Below are 20332 nucleotides of genomic sequence, written 5' to 3'. Positions count from 1 at the left end.
TCATTTCTTCAACCACGCCAGGTTGAACTGGTAATGCAGGCGGCTGGAAATGAGGTGGATGATCCCATCCGGCGTCTGGGTGCAGGCGAGATAACCGGCATGTTCCGCTTGATCGGGAGTGGCGGTGAAGGAGCCAGTCCATGCGCCGCCGTCGTAGGTTCCCGATCCGGGTGTTAGGAGGCGGCGTGTCGGCCAGGTGTTGCCGTCGTCGAAGGAGAGCGCTGCATACATGCCGTACCCGGTGAAGATGCCGCCCTTTCCATCAGGAAACTCCATGCCGGTGGCGCGGGGCTTGGTGCGGTCGCCGGAGGTGAAGGAAACCAATAGCAAAGGACCTTCCTTGAGCCGTTTCAGGATCAACCGCTGGCCGCCGCCGATGGGTGGAAACGGACTGGCATCGTAGGTCCACGTTTTTCCCGAATCCGCGGAAATGCTGCGCGGCATGTGGCCGTCGATCGAGTTGCCGCGACCGAAGGCCATGATCCGGCCGTCGTTGAGTTCGACGATGCTCGCGTGAATCCCGGCGATGGTTCCTTCGCCGGTGCTACCCGCCTTGAAATCCGGCGCGGGCTTGCCGGCTCCGGGATCGGTCCACGTCAGGCCGTGGTCGCTGCTGATCTGGAGTGCGGTGCCGCCTTCGCTGCCGGGCACGGCGTCGCAGTTTTGTAAAATGACGCCCTGCTTGTTGATGATGCTGCCGGAGATGATTTGATGGCGGCTCTTGTATTCGGAGCCCGCGACGACCGGTTGCGTCCAGGTCACGCCGTTGTCGCTGCTGGTGCGCATCAGGAAGGCAAGGCGGTCCCAACCGGTCGCTCCTTCGGGTGCCACGCCGTTGAGGTGATAGAGCTTGCCGCTTTCGTCGCGGAAAATGCTCGAGCCGTGCATGTTGCGCTTCGGCGCCTTGAAGAAAACACTCGAAGGATCCCACTCGGATTTACCCGCGCGAAGGCGGCTTGCGAGGACGGTTAGCTCCGTGCCTTTCTCCTCGCCGGTGGTGTACCAGATCGCTAGCAAGTCGCCGTTGTCCAGCCAGGTGATCGACGGCTGGTGGTTGTGCTTGAGAAATGTTTCCCCGGCTTCGGTCGACGCGATGACAAAGGGCACGGGACCTTTGAAAACCGCTTCATCCGCCTTTGGTCCGCCCGACCAATCCGCCTTCTTCTGTGAAACATCCTTCGCCCACTGCGGCGGATCGGTCTCTATCAGCGGGAGGACTTCGGATACCTTACCGTCCTTTTCCTGGACCATGAAATAACGGTAGCTCGCCGACTCGATGGCGTCTTCGGCATGCGCCGATGCCAACAGCAGCGCCGCGATTGGAATAAAACGGATTTTCATTTGGACGGAGATGAAACTTCGGGTTCGAAAATCAGCATCGAGCCGCTCCAGTTTCCCTGCGGCAGTTTGAGTGTCGCGCCTTTTTTCAATGGATGGCTGAACACCTGCATTGCTGTTTTCTTGGGATCGGTGTAGCGGAAAACGAGCCGGGTCTTTTCCCAGTCGCCAAGGTTGGTTCCGGCCAGCGTCGGAGCGGTGGCTAACACAAGGGTGGAATCCGCGTCCGCCGTCACCTCGACGACCGCATCGACACCGCCCGCGAGGCGGGTGAATGATTTGCCGATCAGTTCGTCCGGCAGTTTTTCCCAGCGGTAGGCGCGGTTGCTGAATGCGGTCTCGCCGTTTTCCAGCCGGGCGATTTCGTAGTTGGAGCCGGTGATGGAAAGTCCCTTGCCACGTGTCGTGATGGCAGCGGACTCCTGCATCGGCACGTCGTCCTTGGAGGTGAGGGAGCGGAAATTTTTCCAGCGGTGGAAGGTGAGGAAATTGGCGTCGTGGTTGTTGTGCGCGCCGCCTTCGTCGTCGTCCCACGCGGTGCGGCAGGCGGCGATGAGGTCGTCTCCCTCGAACTGCCAATCGACGTATTGGAAACCATGCTTCGCGATGTCCGGATGCCGCAGGAGGATGCAGCGGGTTTCCCATTTCACGAGATCGGCGCTGTAAACCAGGGCCAGCGTGTTGCGGACGCTGCCGGGAGTGTCGCCGGGTTTGAGTGCCGTGCCGGCGGGAACAATCGACGCCAGCGACCAATAGCCCGGTCCGGCGGGATCCTTGCGGACGGTGAATTTCTTCGCCCCGCCGGGAAAGTCGATGAAGCCCTTGTCCCGATCAAACGTCGCGGTCCCGCCATCGGCGCTGATTCTAACGATCGCGGCTTTTTCCGATCCGTCGGGGATATCCACCCGCAGCAGGTCAATGATGTTGCCCTGCGGATCGGCGACGGCGTTGCCTTCGAGCCACGCGCCGAATTTCCCGCCGAGCCATGACGGATCGCGGGCGAGGGGATTGGAAATTGTCCAGTTGGCGGCGGCTAACAAATCCGCATCCGCCGCGATGGATGCCATCCGCGCCCGATAGCGTTCGCCCCACTTGGTGCCGTTCATCGCGTCCTCGACCGCGCGCCAGAGACGGCCGTTGCTTTCGATGACGGGCACCGACGCGGTGTGCCATTCGCCGATGGCGAGCAGGCCGCTGTTAGCATCGGTCGGCTGGGTCCATGTCTCGCCGTTGTCGGTGGACCGGCGGATGACGAGCTGGCCGTGATGGTGGTTGGTGCCCATCGCATAGACCGCGCCGCGGTGGACGAAGAGATTCTGCCAGAAAAAGCCCTTGAGATCGGTGAGGTGTTTCCACGTCCTGCCGTGATCGCTGGAACGGAAGATCCGCCCGGTCGCATCCTCATGCTCCTTCGTCGCCGGGCCGAAAACGTCGTGCGACGCGAGGTAGTCGCCATTCGGCAGGACGCATAGCGAAGGCGAGCCGATGTATTGTCCCGACGCCGCCGGACTATGATCGATCACCACGCCGGGCGGCGGCGGACTGCCGAATGCTGCGCAAGCCAGGGTGACGATGATGAACAAGGATTTCATCGGGGTTTCCCTGAAAATCCCGTGTTTACCGCGGGAGGTCAAGGATTACGGCTTTTTCGTAGATACCGAACATTTTTCGTAGATACCGAACATAATACCCGCTCACGGCCTCAGATAATTCCGGGTATTAAGGGAGTTGCGCTAAATACGAATCTTTTTGCAGCTTGAATTTGAGGGACGTTGAATGGAATTGGTGTCATTCTAGCAAATGCTGGGAAATCTTTCTGGGAAATATGAGACGAGTCGTGTGGCCACGCATCTGAAATCACGAGAAGTTTTTGAGGTGTGATTGGGAAAAATATCTCGGTACCTGGTGTTCGAAAACCAAATGTTGGGCTTTTTGCCCCGCCTCGCCAAAGCTTTAGAGGAGAATCGCTTGTGACGAAAAAGGGCGAGGGTGATTCCACGATACCCCACCTTCGTTGGAATAGAATTTCAGAAAGCTCCTCAGTCAAGGAACGCATCCCCCATATGAAAATTGAGTGATTTTGAGAAGGGTCTTGAAGGAAATCGCGATAATCTTTAATTCTAACGATCGACGTGATTCCATCCAATGTCTGAATTTCAATTTTTTCTTGTGCTTCAGGCGCTCTGGAAAGCAGCTCAAGCATAGCGAAGTTCCGCTTTTTGTTCTCTTCCAGTCGAGAAGGGTGTCTCAAATGTTGAATAGAGAGATACCGGGCAATATTCTTTTTTCTCCGCGGATCCGCGATATTTTCAAATAAATCAGACCATCTTGGAGCAAACAGGGCTTCCAGCTTTCCTAAATCAGCCTCTTGATCAAAGGCTTGAAGATCTTGTAGCGTCTCCGTCGCGTAAAGTCCCTTCTCAAAAGCTACGGAATGCGATCCTGATTGATAAAATTCGTTTCCATTAATCGGGTGAACCCAAAGTTTTTTCCGTTCATTATGCCAATGTCTTAGGTAGAATTGAGGAACGTAGTGATGTCGTTCGGTTTTTCTGTTTCTCTTCACGATACGATCACTTTCGGATATTTGATGGACTCTATACTAGGAGGTGAATTTCGACGGCTAGATCTTCGTGAAGGTGGAGCAAAGGGAAAAACAGGCAGGAATGCCTAGATCACTTCGCCGCGCGTCCGGTTGCTAGAGTAGTGGACAAGTTCCGCGATAACCTCCGGATGATGAGACGAGCCACGCTCGGCGTGAACCTTGATGTTGGACTCGGCATTGGCGAGAGTCGGGCTGGAGCAGTGGATGACAAAGTCCATGGAGTCGGTGATGAGGTGGCCTTGGTGCGGCCAGTTGGTCGAGGGTTTCTATCGGCAAATGTTCGAGCGGGCGAGTGGTCTCTGGGCCGTAACGAAAAAGAGATCAAGCCGCTGCGAAATCCAGATCCCGTGTGGCCCTGACGGCGGGCTCGGGCAGTGTTTCGCCTTTGGCGAGGCGGTGGGCGATCTCGTCGCGGACGATGGCGCAGAGTTCGGCGTAAGTCTGCTCTTCCTGTTCGTTGTGGCATACGCCGCCAAAGTAGAGGTCCGGGCAATAGCCGATGTAGCACTGATTCTCATCGGACCAGTGGACGAAGCGGTGGTAACGGTCTTCGGGTTTCATGGGAGGAAAGTACGAGAATATTTGAAGGCTGCAATGCGGTTTGCGGACTTCGGGTGATCTGCTTGTCAGCGCGGAATGTAGATTACGGGTGAGGCCGGATCCGAGCGAAGGCCTGCGGCGGCGAGCTGATCGGTGGTGAACTGGGCCATTTGAAGATCGATGGCGAGGAGGCCTTCGGTGGTCCTGATGAAGTTGTCCGGTTTTGCATCGACAATGACAACTCCGTCTTCGGGGCGGTACCAGCCAAAGTAGGAGGATGGCACCGGCCGAAATCCTTCTTCAGCCAAAAGGTGGTGAATGGCTTCGTTGGTCGCGACTCCGTCTTTTTTATACCAGCGCTGCGAGATCACTATGGACGGTTGGCCGGAGGGCTGACCGATGATCATGCTGGGCTTGTCCGAAATCGTCACGCCTTCAAGGCGCAAATCGCTGGCAAAGACTTCGATGTGGAGCGCCATCCGCCGGAGATATTCGGATGGCGTGGCATTCCGGCGTTCCAGCCTGCCAACGGTAGGGACGGGTATTTGTCCGTAAACACCCGGCCAGGTTCGTTTTACGGCGCGGTCATCTTCGGCTCGATAGAAGACCTCATGCTCGCTGGTGCTGTTGGAGACAAGCGGCAGGGCGTCAGCAACGCTCTCGTGGATCAGCGCCCCTTTGTTTCGTGCCCAGCTCTCAAGATTTCCAATTTCGATTCCGAAAGGTGTTGGATCACCTGGGCTCTGACCTGTTCAACAGGCAATCTCTTCGGCGGCGCACTCGAAAGCGCGTTGCTGATCGCGATGGTTTTCGGAGACGGTTGCCTTACTTTCATGGTCGCCAAGGTGTTCCTGATTTGGATCGCTGTCAATCGGATCGTTTGATGTGGGAGGGGGTGCCAATGATTGTTGGGAAGTTGTTTTTCGAAATCACCGGATGACCATCGGACAGGTGGGCAGCTTTTAGGTGAACTGTGTATTTTGCCGGATTGGAGGGATTTTACGGACCGGTGTCGGGATGGCAAGTCAGGAATTGATAGACGCTGCGGAGGGATTTTCATAAGTTCCAACAGGAAGAACAGGCGGCAATATCTGGACCGCCTTACCGTGCGTCCGGCAGTTCCAGAATACGAATAATTTCCGCGATCGCCTTAGGATGATGGAACGACCCATGTCCTGCGGGGACCTCGATGTTGGACTCGGCATCGGCGACGGTGGCGCTGGAGCGGTGGACGACGAAGTCCATGGAGCCGGTGATGATGTGGGCCTTGGTGCCGCCGGTCAGCGGGAGTTGGTCGAGGATTTCCATCGACCGCTGGTGCGGCGCGAGCGCGGTGACGCTGCTGACCTTGCCCTTGGTGAGGGAGGCGTAGTCGGGTTGGAGCATGCCCGGGTTTTTCCGCTCCACTTCGCGGAAGAAGTCCTGGAACTGCGGGCTGGGCGCGACGAACAGGTTTGCCACGCGGCCGATCCACGAGTTGGCGAGATTGCTGCCACGGAAGGGGACGGAGCAGAATATGATGCGGTCCACATTTCCACGGGGTTTCCAATAAAACGCCTCGACCAGCGTGGCATGCTCGGCGGGCGTGACATTCAGCGAGGAAAGCGGACGGGTGAAAACCGCATCCCAGAACGCATCCTTCGGCTCGACCGCCAGCGTCTTCGCCAGCAGGCCGCCCATGCTGTGGGTGACGATGACGGTGCGCCGCATGGCGGGATCCCTGCCATCCGGATCGAGGAAATGGCGCAGTTCGTCGAGCTTGCCGCGCATGACGCGGGCGGAGTAGAGCGCGGGCGGATTGGTCGGATAGAGATAATGCCAGATCTGATAGCGGCGGCGCACCTCTGGCACGGCCCACAGTTCGTTGGTGAGTTCCGCCCAAGCCAGCGGGGTGGAGATGAGGCCGTGGATGAGGATGAGCGGCGTGCGGTTAGGGTCGTAGGGTTCCATCAGCGCGAAGCCCGCCTCGCGATCCGACTTCAGGCCGACCAGCGAGGTGAAGGCCGATTGGTCGAGGGGGCCGGTCTTCTCCAACAGCGCGGTGAAGGGCACGGTGAAATCCGCAGCGAGCAGGGCGTGGTTTTTTCCAAACGTTTCCGTGTGCATCCGGTCGATGAGCCGGATCTCGACATTTCTCACCGAATCCCGCGAGCTGCCGGGAATCGCGACGGCGGTGACGGCGCGGGTAATGCCTTCCGGCGGATACCATTTTTCCACGGCACTGCTGCCATGGTTCTCGCGGATGCCGACCAACGGCACGCCGATGCCATCGACGTGGTGGTGTTTCAACCCGCGGACTTCGTAACGGGACGCGGGTTCGAGCCGGTCGAAATAACCGGGTGCGAAAACACCGGGCGTGGCCGCTGCGAATTTCACGCGGTAGCCGGCGGGCGATGATGGCGGGACGGATTTGAAATTCTCCGCGACCCAATTGCCGAGACTGCGCATCGCCGCATCGTCCTGCGCGCCATCGAAAGCCCGCGTGAGGTCGGAGGCCGCGGTCACGGAATGGTGCCTAACCGACAAATGCTCCAGCCGCGCCGGAGCACAGGCGGCGACGAACAGGCAGAGGATGATAACCGCTTTCATGAAGAGGAAGGAAAGAGAAAGAGGATTTCAACCGCAGATGGACACAGATGGACGCAGATTGAAGAGGAGATGATTAATTTCAAAGCCGTGGATCTTCTTCGTTCTATCAACTCTCAACCACCCACTCTCAACTTCTCCTCTTATCCGTGTTCATCCGCGTCATTTGACGACGTATTTGAATGAGTCAGTTCGTCCATGTCCGCTGCGCTCCCATTGCGGTTAAAAAACTCTTCTAATTCTCAAGCGACCGTCAGAGTCACCGGGATGTTGCCGCGGGTGGCATCCGAGTAGGGGCAGACGATGTGCGCCTGATCGACGAGATCCTTGACGGTCGCTTTATCCAAACCGGGAACCGCAATGATGAGTTCCACCTCGATGCCGAATCCCTTCTCGTCATCGCGCGGGCCGAAGCTGACTTTGCCGGTGACGGTGGCGTCCGCCGGGATGTGGATCTTCGCCTTGCCCGCGACGAATTTCAGAGCGCCGAGGAAACAGGCGGAATAACCGCAGGCGAAAAGCTGCTCGGGATTCGTGCCGGGCCCGCCGGAGCCGCCCATTTCCTTGGGCGTGGAGAGCACGACGTCGAGGACGCCGTCGGCGGTTTTCGCGGAGCCTTCACGGCCGCCGGTCGCGGTGGCCTGGGTGGTGTAGAGAATTTTCATGGGAGGGGGATTGGGGAGTGATTTTGGTTTGGACTGTGTTTAATATTTCACCATCCGGGTGAAATCATCGCCATGATTTGCATGGAACGGTCGATCCGCAAGCTTCCAGATCATTTCGAATCCATGCCAGCACCACTGACCCGCATTTTCCTGATCCGCCACGGAGCGACGATCCTGACCGCCGAAGACCGCTTCGCCGGAGCGACCGATGTCCCTCTATCCGACGAGGGCAGGCAGCAGGTCGGCCGCCTCGCGGAACGGCTGCGCGATGTGCCGGTCGCCGCGGTGTATGCCTCGCCGCTGGGCCGGACGATGGAAACCGCTCGCATCCTCGCCGCTCCGCATCATCTGGAAATCCAGCCGCGCGACGGCCTGCGCGAAATTTCCCACGGCCACTGGGAACAACTCACCCGGCATGAGGTGGAGGAAAAATTTCCCGCCGAAGCCGCCTCATGGGGAGAGGATCCCTACACCTTCGCGCCGGAAGGCGGCGAAAGTGGATTGGCGGTGACGGCCCGCGCCCTGCCCGCATTGATCGAAATCGTCCGGCGGCACGAGGGCAGCCCGGTCATCGTGGTTTCGCACAAGGCGACGATCCGGCTGCTGTTGAGTTCGTTGTTAGGATTCGATCCGCGGCGCTACCGTGACAATCTCGACCAGGACCCCGCGGCGCTGAACATCGTGGATTTCAAGGATGCCGTTAGGGCGCGGCTGATGTTGTTCAACGACACCTCCCACTATTCGGAAGCCGGGCTGGCGCTGCCGCAACCCGCCGGAGCCTGCCTGTCGAAATGGTGGAACCAATGAGGAGCTATTTGAAAAAGCGGAGGAAGATTTATTAAACCGCAATGGGAGCGCAGCGGACATGGACGAACTGATTTGTTCAAATACTTCGTCAAATGGACGCAGATGAACACGGATTGAAGAGGAGATGATCAATTTCAAATTCATGGGTTTTCCTGTTTCCCTCAACTCTCAACCACCCACTCTCAACTTCTCCTCTTATCCGCGTCCATCTGTGGTTAAAAAAATTCTTTCTACCCATCTTGATTTCTAGAACAGACTTCAACCTTATGAAAATCGCCATCGGTTCCGATCACGCCGGTTTCCGCTACAAGCAGGAAATCATCGCCCATCTCAAGGCCGCGGGCCACGACGTCACCGACTTCGGAACGGATTCCGAAGCGCCGGTTTCCTACGTGACCTACGTCCGTCCCGTCGCGGAGGCGGTGGCGGCGGGGAAATTCGAACGCGGCATCGTACTCGGTGGCTCCGGAAACGGCGAGGCGATGACTTCCAACCGCGTGAAGGGCGTCCGTTGCGGGCTTTGTTGGAATCTGGAATCCGCCAGGCTGACCCGACTGCACAATGATGCGAATGTCCTGTCGATCGGCGAGCGGATGATGGATCTGCCGACGGCGTTGGCGATCATGGATATGTTTCTAACGACGGAGTTCGAAGGCGGCCGGCATTTGGAACGCATCCAGGCGCTCGACCAGTGAATCATTTCCTTAGGGGATCCCGGGGTTGTCAGGAGGCCGGATTTTCCACATGCTTCGAGCGTGCAGTTTCCTGATCCTCAAATCCATGAAACAGGCGGTGGCCTGAACGAAGCGGAAGTGAAGCGCCGCCACATCCTGCCGAAGGCGCTGGTGGTGGGGATTGTGGCGGGATTGATCGCCTCGGCATTCCGGCTCACTTTAGAGAAAATCGAGCATCTCCGGTCCGATGCGCTGACCGGTGTAAATCCGTGGATCGCGCTGCCGCTGGCGTTGCTCGGGGGAGCAGCCGCCGGAGGGCTCGGACTCTGGCTGGTGCGCCGGTTCGCCCCGGAAGCGGCGGGCAGCGGCATTCCCCACCTGCAGTCGGTTCTGCTAGGAGAGAAGGAAATGCGGTGGAAGCGTCTGCTGCCAGTGAAATTTCTCGCTGCGGTGCTCAGCATCGGCGGCGGTCTCGCCCTCGGCCGTGAAGGTCCCACAATCCAGATGGGCGGCGGGGTAGGAGCGATGGTCGCCCGCTGGTTCCGGATTCAGACGGGTTTCGGGGAAAAGAAGGCTCTGATCAGCGCGGGTGCCGGTGCGGGCCTCGCTGCTGCGTTCAATGCTCCGCTGGCGGGCGTTATTTTCGTGCTTGAGGAGCTCCAGGGAAACTTCACCCCCGTCGTGTTCGTCGCGGCGTTCATTTCTTCGGTGTCGGCCGATGTGGTGGGCCGCCTGCTGGCGGGAGATCTGCCTGTTTTCAATCTTCGCGAACTTCCTGTGATGGATCTGCGCGAGCTTCCTTTCGCCCTTTTGCTAGGAGTCATCGCCGGAGTGGGTGGCGTCTATTTCAACCGTGCCATCATGCTCAGCCTCCACCTATTCGAACGGCTGACCCGCTCGAAATGGATTCCCGGAGCCATCGCCGGGGCGGTCGCTGGATTCGTCGTGTGGAAAGTGCCGGGACTGGCCGGCGGCGGCGGGATGCTCGCGGATCAAGCGATCGGCGGCGGGATCGTGGTCGGCATGCTGCCGGTGTTTTTGTTAGTGAGATTGGGCCTCACGCTGGTGTCCTATGGTTCGGGCTCGGCAGGCGGAATCTTCGCGCCGCTGCTGGTGATCGGTGCGCTGGGCGGTCTGTTGTTTGGTCAGACGGTCGAATGGATCGCGCCCTCCGCCTTGCTGCATCCCGAAGTCTTCGCGCTGCTCGGCATGGGCGCGCTTTTTACCTCCATGGTCCGCGCGCCGCTCACGGGCATCGTGCTGATGGTGGAAATGACCGGCCGGTATGAATTCATGCTGCCATTGCTCGCCTCATGCCTCACGTCCTATGGCATCGCCGAAGCGATGGGGGCACCGACGATCTATGAGGCGTTGAGACACCGCAAGCCAGCTGTCTAACGAGACTTCTTCAATATCGCCACCAGATCCTTGCGGGCGAGCGGCGCGAGCGCTTCGATTTCCATCACCTTTTCAAGGGACGCACGGTTTCCTTCGCCCAGCCGCTGCATGCCCAGCAAGTCGCGGACGGAAACCTTCAGCGGATCGCGTTCGATGATTTCCACTTCCGTTCCGGCCGAGATGGTTCCTTCCTCCACTACGCGGAGATAGAACCCGCTGAATCCGCTCTGGAGAAAGGATTTCAAAATGGCCGGCTTGTTCAGCTTGTGGCCGAGCTTTGAGCAGGGGATTCGCGCGCTGGTCACCTGCATCACGACTCCTCCCGCACGCAGGATGTCGCCGATAAAGACCTCCGTTTCCAACAGACCCTGCGTTGTCAGATTTTCACCAAACATCCCCGGCGGAAATGAAGGCACGCCGAGTGCTTTTTCCCAATGCGCGTAATGCTCCATCGGATACGCATAGACTGCCTGATACTCACCGCCGTGATATCGCCGGTCGATCTGGACGTCGTCCTCCAGCGTCAGCTTGTTCACGCGGACCGGCCCCGTCACCGGCTCCTTGTAAATTCCCGTGTAAATTTCCTTGCCGTTGATCACGACGGTGCGGGGCTGCGAGCGGTTCACGTGGAGGACTTGCATGGTCGTGTTGATAGCCGCGACGGAGGCAGAAAGATACCGATTTCTTACGGCGGGATTTCGAGAATTTCAGGTGCGTGCCGTGGATTCGTGACTACACTCCGAGCATATGAACTCGTTTTCCATCTACCAGCCAACTCTCCTCTTCATCTGCGGTTCAATAAATCTTCCAGAGTTGCCATGACTGACGAAACGATCCGCCGGGAGACAACCAAGTTTCTCCACGAACAGATTCCCATCACCAAGGCGATGGGGGTGGAGGTTGAATCCATCGCCGGCGGCTCGCTGGTTCTAACGGCACCGCTGGCGGCAAATCACAATCATCTCGGAACGGCGTTCGGCGGCAGCCTCGGAGCCATCGCGACCTTGGCGGGATACGGTCTGCTCTGGCTTCAGTTAGGCGACCGCAGCGCGCACATCGTGATCAAGAGCAGTTCGCTGCGCTACCTTCATCCGGTGCGCGGTGGCATCCGCGCGGTTTGCAAGGCTCCGGATGGGGAGCTTTTGGCGGAGTTCAAGGCCGCGTTCGCAAAGAAGGACAAGGCGCGGATTCGTCTCGTCGTGACGATCGAGGAGGACGACCGGGTGTGTGTGGAGTTCGAGGGCGAATATGTCGCGATGAGGTAGGATTTTCGCGATTTCGCATCCATCCCGTTCGCCGCTTGCAACCTCGTCCACAGCTGCGAGATTCGCGCCCATCGACGCTATGACCGCCCTGAAAATTTTTTCCGACTCCCACCTGACCGGCACCGCCTCCAGCTTGTTGCACGATGGTGCCTCGCCGCATGAAATCATCGTTCCGAAAACCCGGCCCGCGTCGATTCTTTCCAAACCCGAGCCGGACCCCTCGTTCGCGTTGGCCGATATCGCGTTCGGCCAACCCGACGTCGAAAGCATCCGCAACTCGGAAAAGCTGAAATGGCTGCACGTCAGCACCGCCGGATTTACGCGTTACGACACCCCGGAGTTTCGCATGCTTGCGGCGGAGCGCGGGTTGATCGTTACTAACAGCTCAAGCGTCTATTCCGCCCCTTGTGCCGAGCACGTGTTCGCCTTCATGCTGGCCCAGTCGCGCTTTCTGCCGGCGGCATTGCAGAGCCAGGCCGCCAACGGTGATGCCGAATGGCTGGGGCTGCGGGGCGGCTCGACTTCCCTGCGCGGTCAAAGCGTGGTGATCCTCGGCTTCGGAGCGATTGCCTTGGAACTGGTGAAATTGTTAGCTCCATTTGAAATGAAAATCACCGCCATGCGACGCACCCCGCGCGGCGACGAGGGATTTCCCACCGTGACACCGGAGCAATTGCCCTCCGCGCTGGCTACGGCGGACCACGTCATCAATATCCTGCCGGAGAACACTGCTTCCCTCAAATACATCAACACCGCCCGCTTCGCGGAAATGAAGTCGGGTGCGGTGTTCCACAACATCGGCCGCGGAACGACGGTGGATCAGGATGATCTGTTAGCCGCGCTTCGCTCCGGGCATCTCGCGGCGGCTTGGCTGGACGTTACCGATCCCGAACCACTCCCGGCGGGCCACCCGCTGCGCCTCGAACCGAACTGCCACATCACCCCGCACATTGCCGGTGGTCATGGCGACGAGACGCTTACGCTGGTGAAACATTTCCTCGGAAATCTGCGCCGCTACCTGGACGGAACGCCGCTGTTGGACCGCGTGATGTGAAATCGTGATGTCGTCTAACGACATGAAGTCTCTCACCACCGGAACACCAGTGGCGGGACGATAATTTTTACGTCACCACCGTCGCTGTTTTCCTTTTCTTCGATGGCGGTGACGACATCGTCCTTGAACTCGACGGCGGTCTTGCCCTTTTCCACCCGCGTCACGCTGACCAGACGGCGGTAGGCGACGCCGGTGCTGCGGTCGATCTCGGTGACGTAGTTTTTCACATCCTCATATTCGATGTATTCCCAGCGACCGGATTGACCTGAGGCGGTTTTGCGGAGCTCGGTTTTGGTTGGCTTGCCCCGGGAGAGACCGACTTCGTCGAGCGTCATGCCGATGGCGAGTTTGTTCTCGGCGACGAGTTTCTGGACTTGGATCTGGCGCGTATAGAGGTTTTTGAGATTGGCGACGAAATCCGGATCGGTGGAGGAAAACGCCCATGGCGCGACCCAACCGGAAATGCCGTCGTGGGTTCCCTGGCCGCGGACGCGGTAGATTTTCTCGGTGATCGCTTCGAGCCGGACGACTTGGTCGGCCTTGAGAACTCCGAGGCGATTATTCCCGTCCTTGTCGGAAAATACCGGAGCTTCCTTGATTACTTTGAGCTCGATGGGCTTGGGCAGGGTTTGCTCCAGATAGACCACTGTGGGATCGGAATCGAGCAGCGACTTCCGGTCAGGGCGCTTGAGCTGGGCCTGGACGGGAAGGATCAGGCAGGCTGCGACGATGGCGAGGATTTCCAGCTTCATAGGATCAATGTAGGGGATTTCCGGGAAAACGGAATCCCGATTTTCCTTCGACGGGAGAGGCTTGCCCAAAATTCACAGGAAAGTCGTCTCTTCGCGGTTGGAGGTTTCGAAATCCTCCTTCATCGTCCCGCCCATGAATCCGCAAGGCCCGCTTTCGCAGAAAATATTCGCCGTCGCCAAACAGCTCATCCCCGGCGGGGTGAACTCGCCGGTCCGCGCGTTCCGCAACGTCGGTGGCGAGCCGTTTTTTGTGAGGCGCGCCGCCGGCAGCCGCATCGAGGACATCGACGGCAAGCACTACATCGACTACATCGGCTCGTGGGGGCCGAACATTCTCGGCCACGCGCCGGTGGTCATCACCAACACGATCCACGAGGTGGCGAAGAGCGGAATCTCCTTCGGCATCCCCAACATGTTCGAGGTCGAGATGGCCCGCAAGATTACCGACTGGGTGCCGTCCGTGGAAAAGGTCCGCATGTGCAACTCCGGCACCGAGGCGACGATGTCCGCGATCCGCCTCGCCCGTGGTTTTACGAAGCGCGATTACATCGTGAAATTCGACGGTTGTTATCACGGCCACAGCGACTCCTTGTTAGTGGCCGCCGGTTCCGGCGCGTTGACGAACGGCGAGCCCGATTCAGCCGGAGTGCCGAAGGCCTTCGCAGAGAAAACCATCGTCCTTTCCTACAACGATCCCGAGGCGCTCGAAACCCTCTTCGCCGCACGCGGTGAGGAAATCGCCGCGATCATCGTCGAGTCCTATCCCGCGAACGCCGGGTTGGTATTTCCGAAGCCCGGCTACCTTCAACTGCTCTCCTCGATCACGAAGAAATACGGCGCGCTGCTGATTTTCGACGAAGTGATGACCGGCTTTCGTCTCGGCAAGGCGGGCGTGCAGGGATTGGAAAATCTAACGCCTGACCTGAGTTGTTTTGGCAAGGTCATCGGCGGCGGTCTGCCGGTGGGTGCTTTCGGCGGGCGCGCCGATGTGATGGACCTGCTCGCACCGATCGGCCCGGTCTATCAGGCCGGGACGCTCAGTGGCAATCCGCTCGCCATGGCGGCCGGGCTCGCCCAGCTTCGCGAACTCGACAACCGCTCCGGTTTCGCACGTCTCGATCAACTCGGCGCGCATTTCGAAAAAGGCCTGCGCCAGCTTCTGACGGAAAAAGGCGTGCCCCACCGTTTCAATCGCGTCGGCTCGATGTTCTGCCTCTTTTTCACCGATCGTGAGATCGTCAATGTCGATGACGTCATGAAGCAGGACCTCGAGTTCTTCAAAAAGTTCTTCTGGGGCTGTCTAGACAAGGGAATCTACCTCGCACCGTCACCCTACGAAACGGGCTTCATTTCGCTTGCCCACACCGAGCCGGATCTCGATGACACGCTCACCGTGTTCGAAGAGGTGTTGGGAACCATCTAGTTGCGCGGATTTTCTGATCGGTTGCGCTCCGGACGGAAATCCCTATATTACGGGCTTCTGAATTAAGCCGTGCCCTTTGATCCCGGTCCGATGAAATCGAAACTCTTCCATCTGCTGCGGTTCATTGCCCCGGCGTTGATTCTTCTGTCTCCGGCTGCTGCCACACCGGTCACGCTCTGGCAGATCGGCGCGGATGAGGATCCCTACGCCGCGGGGTATGATCCGACCAACGAGTTTGCCCAGGAATCCGGCAACAGCAACGCGGGTCCCGGTCTCGTCACCCGGCTTCCAGGCGATCCGCTTTACAACGCCGGGTCGAATCCGGGACGGGACGATCATTTCTATCAGGCCGGAACCTATCCGGCCGGCTTCAACGGCTTGGCCGCCTCACTGGTGGTGCCGAATCCCGAACCCACATCGGCGTTCGAGCGCGCCATCTCAAACACCGATCCGAACAACTACATCCACTTCATCCTGAACGCCGCCCAAGCCGGTTCCCAATCACGGTTGAGGCTGACCTTCGATCTGGTGTACGGAGGCATGTGGTCCGAGGTGAGCGGCGGGGGGGAGAATTTCGGACTGCATGACATCAGCGTCCGCTACCGCACCGCCGGCTCTAACACGCTTGTCCTGCAACGTGCCGGAGTGGACCGCCCGACCCGCTTCACCATCGACATCCCCGCTTCCAGCGTGCAGGCGGTCGCCGGAGCTAACAGCATTCAAATTTCCCGCACCGGGCCGACTCCGGCCAGCGGCAACTATTCCTGGATCCAGTTCGACTTCGTGAAAATGGAGGTGGATTCCGACGGCATGGCCGATGTCGATGGCGACGGCCTGCCCCGCTGGTGGGAAATGGACAATCATTTGAGCGATTCCAACGCCGGTGACGCCGCTTCGGATGCGGATGGCGATGGATTGACCGCCCTCCAGGAATACAACGGCGGAGTTCTATCAAGTGATCCGCTGCGCCGCGACACCGATGGCGACGGTGTCACGGATGCCGCCGAGCGCGCGGCCGGAAGCAATCCCAATCTGGCGGATACCGATGGCGACGGCCTGAACGACAACGAGGAAATCCTCATCGCACCGTTCTCGTCACCCGTGCTAGCGGATACGGATGGCGACGGCGCTCCCGATGGTTGGGAAAAACGCGTGGGATCGAATGCCGGTTCGGCCGCCAGCACGCCCACCGCCTTTGCCGGGGCGATCGGACTGAATTTCGTCTGCTCGGATGATCCCGGTGGCACAGTGCCGTGGCTCACGCCGGCCGGCGTGGTGCCGCAAATGCAGTGGAACAACACCGTCCCGCTCCGCTCCTACGATCGCCCGTCGGGAAACACTGCCAACATCGCCTCGCCGGCGGTCGGGGTCATTTCCAAGTCGAATGGTCAGACGGTGCCGGGGATGACCGTGCAATGGACGTCGGAGAACAGCTCCACCAGTTCGAACAACGGCAGCGCGGACCAGAAGCTCATGAATGGTTTCCTCCGCGCCTATGGTGATGAAAAAGTGTCGCTGACTGTCCAGGGTATTCCATTTGCCGTCTATCATGTCTTCGCCTATGTCGGCGGCAGTTATGACGGGCAGCAGGCCCTGGTGAAACTCAATGACGAGGTCGATACAAACCGTCTCTTCATTACCGCCTCGGCTCCTCCGCAGAAGACATGGACTGAAATCGCAGCGTTCACTCCGGCGATTCCGTTTCCGATCGGCAATGTCGTCCGCTATCCGAACCGGACCGGCTCGTCCTTCACGATCAACGTCACTAACATCGATGGTTACTCCGCCGGGTTGCACGCGATCCAGATCGTTGATGCGAATCTCGATGCCGATTCCTCAGGCATCCCCGATTGGTATGAAATGCAATACGCACTCCAGCCTGCCGGACCGGCCACGGCGGCGGCTGATCCTGATGGAGACGGTTTAACTAACTTTCAGGAATTCCAGCGCGGCTCGAATCCCCACATGGCCGATACCGATGGCGACGGTCTGGCAGACAATCAGGAATCCGCGGCGAACTCGCTCTCGATGGACAGCGACGGTGACGGCCTCGGCGACTACGCCGAAACCACGGCTCCGCTGCCATCCAATCCAAATCTCGCCGATACCGATGGCGACGGCATTTCCGACAAATTGGAAACCCAATACGGCTTGGATCCCGCCGTGGATCCCGCGGACACGCCGGGATTCATCGGTTGGACACCGGTGTATTCCGCTTCGCCCGCCAAATGGGAATGGAAACTGGCGCCGGTCCAGATCGTCTGGGATCACGGCGCGGGTGCCACCGGCGGCAACGATGGGAATGACGACACGCTCCTCGCTTTCTACGTCGGAAACGTGCAGTCGGATTCGAACCGCAGCATCGACATGCGCCTTCGTTCGGTAAACGGAGCGATCATCTATCAGTTTGAATCGTTCACGGGCGAGGCCTTCAGCGGATCCGGCCAGCCGGGTTCCAACATCTATCTGATCGATGGGGGAAATCCTCCTGCGGATCTGAAATCGGCGCTGGGATTCAGCGGTTATGGATCGACGGACATTTCGGACAAACTTCGGTTCCGCCTGGTCGCCACACGCGGGTCCGGGAATGTATGGGCGGTCTCTTTTGAAATTTCCAACGAGACCAAAAACACCACCGTCGTCTCGCGGCTGGTCAGCCAGTCCACCGCCGGACCGGGACTCGATGCCGGCACCGCGACCTGGCAGGACTCGAACGGCAATCAAGGCATCCCGACCATCGATGTCCACAAGGGCAGCCGGATCTTCATCACTCCCGTCGCGCTGGAGACGCTCCCGGCATTCTCCGCCTTCGCGGATGCCGACAACGATGGAATGCCGGATGTCTGGGAGGATCTCTATCAACTCAACAGGAACTCCGCCGCTGATGCCACGCAGGATGCCGACGGCGATGGTTTGAAAAATCGCGACGAATGTCTCGCCGGCACCAACCCGCGTCTCACCGATACCGATGGCGACGGTGTGGACGACCGCGTGGAACTTGCCGAAGGATCGAATCCGCTCGTTCCCGGCCTGCGTCCCGTGTTCGCCGGTGGAGCCAATGCCAGCGGCACCGATTTCAACCAGAACGGCCTGGCGGATGCGTGGGAGGCCCGGTTCCAAGCCGCGGGAGTGTCACCCGCGGCGGACAGCGATGGCGACGGAGCGAGCAACGCCAGCGAGGCCGCATGGGGCACCGATCCGTTTGATGCCAACTCACGCATCGGCCTGGCGATTCGGCGTGAAAGCAACGACGCCCTGCTGGAATGGACCCGCAGCCCTTGGAAGCGCCAGCGGATCTATCGATCGGGAAATCTCTCTTCTTGGCAATGGCTTTCGCTGCCGTTCTCATCGAACGGAGACAATGACACGGCCCGTGTCTCCAACCAGTTCACCGCCTTGCCGTCCGCCTTTTTCTCCGTGGAAACCAAGGACCGTGATTCCGATGGCGACGGTGTTTCGGATTGGGACGAGGTTTTCGTTTCAAGCGATCCCTATCAGCGGGACAGCGTCCGCAGCGGATCTCTAACGATCAACAGCGAGGGCGATGTCACCGGAACGGTGTCAGGCGACTACGCGTCATTCGCCGAAGGTTTCAAAAACGCACTACCCGGCGGGCCTGGCGGGCAAGCCAGCCGTGAGCAGGCCGCACGGTTTCTCCAACAGGCGAGCTTTGGTCCGACGATGGCCGAACTGGACCGCGTGCAGTCGCTGGGTTTCTCCGGTTGGATCGACGATCAGATCGCCAGCCAGCCCGCGACCTATCAGAGGCCGGTCATCGAGGCGATGCTTCGGGACCTTCGAGGGCCGCGGCTTGATTTGAGCTACAATTTCAACAATCAGGACATCAACGGTAACAACACCGCCAGCGCTTTCGCCCGCGCCGCCATCGCCGGACAGGACCAACTTCGCCAGCGGGTGGCGTTCGCGCTCAGCCAGATTCTCGTCACCTCGAAGCGCGATCCGAATCTAGCGGACCGGCCGCTGGCGATGACCGATTACTATGACATCTTCCTCCGCAACTCCTTCGGAAACTATCGCGACATCCTCGGCGAGGTCACCGTGCATCCCGCGATGGGCCGCTACCTCAGCCATGTCGGCAATCAAAAGGCGCGGCCGGAGATCAACCAGTTTCCTGATGAGAATTACGCGCGGGAAATCATGCAGTTGTTCACTATCGGCCTGTGGCAGCTCAATACGGATGGCACGCGCAAGCTCGATGGCGTTGGTCATTTCATTCCGACCTATGACAACGGCGACATCACGGAAATGGCCCGCGTCTTCACCGGTTTCTGGTTCGGCGGCCAGTATTGGGGAGGCGGTGGCTACATCGATTCCCAGCTTTCCGTTCCGATGACGATGTGGCCGGAGAAGCACGACTTCGATGCGAAGGCGATGCTCGGAGGACTAACCATTCCATCGCGTTCCGCCAGTGCGGAAAACGGCCGGCGCGACGTGGACGATGCGTTGGATTACCTTTTCAATCACCCGAACGTCGGTCCGTTCATTGGCACGCAGTTGATCCAGTTCCTCGTCACCAGCAATCCCAGCCCCGCCTACGTCGGCCGGGTCGCTGCGGTGTTCGCTAACAACGGCAGCGGCAAACGCGGCGATCTCGGTGCCGTGGTCCGCGCCATCCTGCTGGATGTGGAGGCCCGCGACGTCCGCTGGTCGCATGGTTCGTCCTCGTTTGGCCGTCTCAAGGACCCGGTGCAGCGGGCGATGACGCTCGCGCGCGCCGGACGACTTGCCCGCTATCCGTCGTTGATCTGGTGGGACTACGGCGATTTCTATGACAGCTCGCTCCAGTCTCCGGGAAATTCCCCGAGCGTCTTCAATTTCTATCGGCCCGACTACCGCTCGCCCGGACTTCTCACGGAGAACCAGCTTGCCGCGCCCGCGTTTCAGATCACCAACAGCTACACCAGCATTTCCTTCGTCAACCGTCTCTGGCAGAACACCGTTTCCGGCCTGGGGCTTTACGACCTCTACGCCTTCACCCCGGACTATCGCGATCTGTTGGAAGTTGCTGGAAATTCTCCGGTGCTGGTGGACCGTGCGAACCTGCTTTTCTGCGGCGGCATGATGAGCGCCGCCACCCGCGCGACGATCATCAACACGCTCAACCAGGTTTCCGCCGGCGATCCGCTCCAGCGGGTGCAACTCACCGTTTTCCTCGCCTCAGCCTGTCCCGAGGGTGCCATCCAACGCTAAGCCGACCCCACGCC

General features: G+C 59.4%; 18 protein-coding genes. 8 read left to right on the top strand and 10 right to left on the bottom strand.

Annotated elements, in window-relative coordinates; all coding sequences use genetic code 11:
• From ABIQ96_RS14190 to ABIQ96_RS14165, 6 genes are all read right to left on the bottom strand, one after another.
• Entirely contained in the window at nt 1–1341 is a 1341-nt protein-coding gene (locus ABIQ96_RS14190) for a sialidase family protein (protein WP_348215266.1), read from the bottom strand.
• Nucleotides 1338–2930 (bottom strand): sialidase family protein, encoded by a 1593-nt coding sequence (locus tag ABIQ96_RS14185; protein ID WP_348215265.1) that lies wholly within the window; start codon nt 2928–2930, stop codon nt 1338–1340. The genes ABIQ96_RS14190 and ABIQ96_RS14185 overlap by 4 nt, the downstream gene beginning before the upstream one ends.
• 110 nt (nt 2931–3040) lie before the next feature.
• The gene (locus ABIQ96_RS14180; protein WP_348215264.1) at nt 3041–3904 is read right to left on the bottom strand and encodes a DUF4238 domain-containing protein; all 864 of its coding nucleotides are present in this window, start codon (nt 3902–3904) and stop codon (nt 3041–3043) included.
• Between the two features lie 104 nt (nt 3905–4008).
• Nucleotides 4009–4161: a hypothetical protein gene (locus ABIQ96_RS14175; protein WP_348215263.1), complete on the bottom strand. Its 153-nt coding sequence runs from the start codon at nt 4159–4161 to the stop codon at nt 4009–4011.
• 103 nt (nt 4162–4264) lie between these two features.
• Nucleotides 4265–4504 carry a pilus assembly protein HicB gene (locus tag ABIQ96_RS14170; protein WP_348215262.1) on the bottom strand — a complete coding sequence of 80 codons (240 nt, stop codon included), beginning with the start codon at nt 4502–4504 and terminating at the stop codon, nt 4265–4267.
• 65 nt (nt 4505–4569) lie between these two features.
• Nucleotides 4570–4962, bottom strand: coding sequence for a hypothetical protein (locus tag ABIQ96_RS14165; protein ID WP_348215261.1), 393 nt, complete (start codon nt 4960–4962; stop codon nt 4570–4572).
• On the opposite strand from ABIQ96_RS14165, the gene ABIQ96_RS14160 reads away from it, so the two are divergent.
• Complete coding sequence (locus ABIQ96_RS14160) at nt 4951–5367, top strand: hypothetical protein (RefSeq protein WP_348215260.1); 417 nt, start codon at nt 4951–4953, stop codon at nt 5365–5367. The two genes, ABIQ96_RS14165 and ABIQ96_RS14160, sit on opposite strands and share 12 nt — an antisense overlap.
• Before the next feature lie 217 nt (nt 5368–5584).
• On the opposite strand, the gene ABIQ96_RS14155 is transcribed toward ABIQ96_RS14160, so the two are convergent.
• Nucleotides 5585–7072 carry an alpha/beta hydrolase gene (locus ABIQ96_RS14155; protein WP_348215259.1) on the bottom strand — a complete coding sequence of 496 codons (1488 nt, stop codon included), beginning with the start codon at nt 7070–7072 and terminating at the stop codon, nt 5585–5587.
• 239 nt (nt 7073–7311) lie between these two features.
• Complete coding sequence (locus tag ABIQ96_RS14150; protein WP_348215258.1) at nt 7312–7734, bottom strand: organic hydroperoxide resistance protein; 423 nt, start codon at nt 7732–7734, stop codon at nt 7312–7314.
• Between the two features lie 123 nt (nt 7735–7857).
• Between ABIQ96_RS14150 and ABIQ96_RS14145 the strand changes: the two genes are divergently transcribed.
• The 3 genes from ABIQ96_RS14145 (at nt 7858) to clcA (ending at nt 10613) form a co-directional block, all read left to right on the top strand.
• Entirely contained in the window at nt 7858–8541 is a 684-nt protein-coding gene (locus tag ABIQ96_RS14145; RefSeq protein ID WP_348215257.1) for a histidine phosphatase family protein, read from the top strand.
• Nucleotides 8542–8807: 266 nt separating this feature from the next.
• Nucleotides 8808–9236 (top strand): ribose 5-phosphate isomerase B, encoded by a 429-nt coding sequence (gene rpiB, locus ABIQ96_RS14140; protein WP_348215256.1) that lies wholly within the window; start codon nt 8808–8810, stop codon nt 9234–9236.
• Between the two features lie 60 nt (nt 9237–9296).
• Nucleotides 9297–10613, top strand: a complete 1317-nt coding sequence (gene clcA, locus ABIQ96_RS14135; protein ID WP_348215255.1) for a H(+)/Cl(-) exchange transporter ClcA — start codon at nt 9297–9299, stop codon at nt 10611–10613.
• On the opposite strand, the gene ABIQ96_RS14130 is transcribed toward clcA, so the two are convergent.
• Nucleotides 10610–11254, bottom strand: a complete 645-nt coding sequence (locus ABIQ96_RS14130) for an MOSC domain-containing protein (RefSeq protein WP_348215254.1) — start codon at nt 11252–11254, stop codon at nt 10610–10612. The genes clcA and ABIQ96_RS14130 overlap by 4 nt on opposite strands.
• Nucleotides 11255–11431: 177 nt before the next feature.
• On the opposite strand from ABIQ96_RS14130, the gene ABIQ96_RS14125 reads away from it, so the two are divergent.
• A complete protein-coding gene (locus ABIQ96_RS14125) occupies nt 11432–11878 on the top strand; it encodes a YiiD C-terminal domain-containing protein (protein ID WP_348215253.1) in 447 nt (148 codons plus the stop codon).
• A gap of 79 nt (nt 11879–11957) precedes the next feature.
• Entirely contained in the window at nt 11958–12932 is a 975-nt protein-coding gene (locus ABIQ96_RS14120) for a D-2-hydroxyacid dehydrogenase (RefSeq protein ID WP_348215252.1), read from the top strand.
• 32 nt (nt 12933–12964) lie between these two features.
• Here the strand turns inward: ABIQ96_RS14120 and ABIQ96_RS14115 are convergent, their stop codons facing one another.
• A complete protein-coding gene (locus ABIQ96_RS14115) occupies nt 12965–13684 on the bottom strand; it encodes a hypothetical protein (protein WP_348215251.1) in 720 nt (239 codons plus the stop codon).
• A 133-nt stretch (nt 13685–13817) separates the two neighbouring features.
• On the opposite strand from ABIQ96_RS14115, the gene hemL reads away from it, so the two are divergent.
• Complete coding sequence (gene hemL / locus ABIQ96_RS14110; RefSeq protein WP_348215250.1) at nt 13818–15107, top strand: glutamate-1-semialdehyde 2,1-aminomutase; 1290 nt, start codon at nt 13818–13820, stop codon at nt 15105–15107.
• Between the two features lie 90 nt (nt 15108–15197).
• A complete protein-coding gene (locus ABIQ96_RS14105; protein WP_348215249.1) occupies nt 15198–20318 on the top strand; it encodes a DUF1800 family protein in 5121 nt (1706 codons plus the stop codon).
• Nucleotides 20319–20332: the final 14 nt, after the last annotated feature.

This window comes from Luteolibacter sp. (assembly GCF_039920825.1).
In the GTDB taxonomy this organism is placed as follows: Bacteria; Verrucomicrobiota; Verrucomicrobiia; order Verrucomicrobiales; family Akkermansiaceae; genus Luteolibacter.
This window is presented reverse-complemented; position numbering and strand designations above follow the sequence as displayed.

What these genes read in the sequence shown, in the direction of transcription:
- ABIQ96_RS14190 (WP_348215266.1), bottom strand. Translation starts at nt 1,341, where the DNA reads ATGAAAATCCGTTTTATTCCAATCGCGGCGCTGCTGTTGGCATCGGCG.
- ABIQ96_RS14185 (WP_348215265.1), bottom strand. Translation starts at nt 2,930, where the DNA reads ATGAAATCCTTGTTCATCATCGTCACCCTGGCTTGCGCAGCATTCGGC.
- ABIQ96_RS14175 (WP_348215263.1), bottom strand. Translation starts at nt 4,161, where the DNA reads ATGGACTTTGTCATCCACTGCTCCAGCCCGACTCTCGCCAATGCCGAG.
- ABIQ96_RS14170 (WP_348215262.1), bottom strand. Translation starts at nt 4,504, where the DNA reads ATGAAACCCGAAGACCGTTACCACCGCTTCGTCCACTGGTCCGATGAG.
- ABIQ96_RS14165 (WP_348215261.1), bottom strand. Translation starts at nt 4,962, where the DNA reads ATGGCGCTCCACATCGAAGTCTTTGCCAGCGATTTGCGCCTTGAAGGC.
- ABIQ96_RS14155 (WP_348215259.1), bottom strand. Translation starts at nt 7,072, where the DNA reads ATGAAAGCGGTTATCATCCTCTGCCTGTTCGTCGCCGCCTGTGCTCCG.
- ABIQ96_RS14150 (WP_348215258.1), bottom strand. Translation starts at nt 7,734, where the DNA reads ATGAAAATTCTCTACACCACCCAGGCCACCGCGACCGGCGGCCGTGAA.
- ABIQ96_RS14145 (WP_348215257.1), top strand. Translation starts at nt 7,858, where the DNA reads ATGCCAGCACCACTGACCCGCATTTTCCTGATCCGCCACGGAGCGACG.
- rpiB (WP_348215256.1), top strand. Translation starts at nt 8,808, where the DNA reads ATGAAAATCGCCATCGGTTCCGATCACGCCGGTTTCCGCTACAAGCAG.
- ABIQ96_RS14130 (WP_348215254.1), bottom strand. Translation starts at nt 11,254, where the DNA reads ATGCAAGTCCTCCACGTGAACCGCTCGCAGCCCCGCACCGTCGTGATC.
- ABIQ96_RS14125 (WP_348215253.1), top strand. Translation starts at nt 11,432, where the DNA reads ATGACTGACGAAACGATCCGCCGGGAGACAACCAAGTTTCTCCACGAA.
- ABIQ96_RS14120 (WP_348215252.1), top strand. Translation starts at nt 11,958, where the DNA reads ATGACCGCCCTGAAAATTTTTTCCGACTCCCACCTGACCGGCACCGCC.
- ABIQ96_RS14115 (WP_348215251.1), bottom strand. Translation starts at nt 13,684, where the DNA reads ATGAAGCTGGAAATCCTCGCCATCGTCGCAGCCTGCCTGATCCTTCCC.
- hemL (WP_348215250.1), top strand. Translation starts at nt 13,818, where the DNA reads ATGAATCCGCAAGGCCCGCTTTCGCAGAAAATATTCGCCGTCGCCAAA.
- ABIQ96_RS14105 (WP_348215249.1), top strand. Translation starts at nt 15,198, where the DNA reads ATGAAATCGAAACTCTTCCATCTGCTGCGGTTCATTGCCCCGGCGTTG.